This is a genomic window from Polynucleobacter sp. 35-46-11 (assembly GCF_002281105.1).
Genome location: NZ_NCFJ01000449.1, coordinates 1,891 through 3,918, shown reverse-complemented (window position 1 = coordinate 3,918; position 2,028 = coordinate 1,891). Strand labels below are relative to the sequence as shown.

Here is a 2,028-nt window from a genome sequence, read left to right as displayed (position 1 = left end):
AGCGGTCTGAGCATCTCTAGTCTCATTCAACCAATTCTGCGCTTTGCGGCGCCACTCATTGTCATTATTGCCCTATTAGCCCTTTTTGTTTGGCCTTGGGCCAATCGCGAATCCACCATCATCAGCCAACGCTTTCAGCAACGCAGTGATGTCTCCATGGTTGCCGCAGGTCAATTTAGAGAATCAGCCAAAGCGGAGCGGGTATTTTTTATTGAAGAGTTGGATGTCGATAAAAGTGAAGTAAAAAATATCTTTGCCGCAGAAACCAAAAATGGGCGGCTCAGTGTTGCAGTTGCAGCCACTGGATTCATGGAGAACGCAGAGGGAGGCGGAAAATCGATTGTGCTAAATAATGGCCGTCGTTACGAAGGACTCCCAACGCAACCGGATTTCAGGATTTTAGAATTTGCTGAGTACAGCACCCAAATTCATAGCAAAAGTGCACTTGATCCAGCACCGCGCGATCGTGAAAAAACAGTCATGGAACTGCTAAATGATCCTGATCCGATCGCAATGAATCCGAATTATGCTGAATTACTTTGGCGAATTGGATTGCCATTGATGGCCTTAGGCTTAGTACTCATTGCCATCCCGCTTGCCTACGTCAACCCAAGACTAGGTAACTACACTGCGATGTTTTATGCCGTGCTGATTTACCTAATTTATAGCAATCTGTTGAACCTCACTCAAAACTTTGTTTCACAAGGCAAGGTAAATGTTTTTGTAGCGGCTTGGCCCATACATGTCCTAGCCTTTGGCATTGCTTTTGTACTGATTCGAAACCGCATCAACCCCTCGTTGAAATGGTGGCGCCGTCAGCTCCCCTCATTCTTGGCCAATAGATTAAATATCTATTCCCCTACATATTTGAACGCTACTTAGCTAGGCAGATCTATGCTGCTTTTGGCTTCATCCTATTTGCCTTGGTGGCACTATTTTTATTCTTTGACATTTTAAGTGAGCTTGGTTCTGTAAAAGGTCAATACACCCTGCCACTAGCCCTCCTACATGTTGTTTTGAAAGCGCCAAGTCGGATTTCCGAGATCATTCCTATTGCCGGTTTGATTGGAAGTATTTACGTATTTGCGATGCTAGCAAGTCAATCCGAATTCACAATCTTGAGGATTGCTGGATTGGACATGCGTAGAGGTTTAATCACCCTAGCTAAGATTTCATTACCTCTAGTTATTTTGACGCTCGTTATGAGCGAGTGGCTAGGACCCTATACCGAGAATCTGTCAGAGAAGATTCGTATGAAAGCTTTGGGTTCATCGTATAGCTCCCAATTTAAGACCGGAGTATGGGTGAAAGATCGCTTACGCGATGAAGATGGTAGTGGCCCAGTGAGGCCTGGAGTCCGCTATGTCAACGTTGGCAAAATTGAACAAGACAATGAAATAAAAAATATTCGCATGTACGAGTTCGATGATGCCTACCGCTTGCTCTCCATTCGAAGTGCAGCTTCGGGACGCTTTGATCAAACTGGAACATGGATCCTGGATGACGTTACAGAAACTCGCTTCAAAGAAACCAAACAGACCGATCCACTCAACCCAGTCTATTCGGCGCAAACTTTTATCCACCCAATCGTGAGTCTAGAGTCTGAAGTCACACCACAAATTCTGAGCGTGCTTTTAGTGAGTCCAGAAAAAATGTCGATCTTTAGTTTGGGTCGATTTATTTCCCATTTGAGAGATAACAAACAAGATGCGCAGAGGCACTCCATTGCGTTCTGGAAAAAAGTAATCTACCCATTTACGATCTTTGTCATGCTGACATTAGCCCTGCCATTTGCTTACCTTAAGGTGCGCGCAGGCAGTGTCGGTATTAAAGTATTTGGCGGCATCATGCTGGGAATGAGCTTTCAGCTTTTTAACTCGCTCTTCTCGAATGTAGGCCTTTTGGGGTCTTGGCCCGCGCTGCTTACCGCATTAACACCCCCATTGTTGTATTTCATTTTGGCGATTGTGGGTTTACGTTGGGTATCTAGATCTTAATACCAAAAAATCATATAGAATCTTATTGATA

General features: G+C 44.5%; 2 protein-coding genes. Both read left to right on the top strand.

Going from position 1 to position 2,028, the window contains the following annotated elements; translation table 11 throughout:
* The coding region (gene lptF, locus B7Y67_RS16205; RefSeq protein WP_293599513.1) for an LPS export ABC transporter permease LptF at positions 1–882 on the top strand (882 nt) is incomplete at its 5' end.
* Complete coding sequence (gene lptG / locus B7Y67_RS16200; RefSeq protein WP_293599515.1) at positions 843–1,997, top strand: LPS export ABC transporter permease LptG; 1,155 nt, start codon at positions 843–845, stop codon at positions 1,995–1,997. The genes lptF and lptG, both read left to right, overlap by 40 nt.
* The last annotated feature ends 31 nt before the right edge of the window (positions 1,998–2,028 follow it).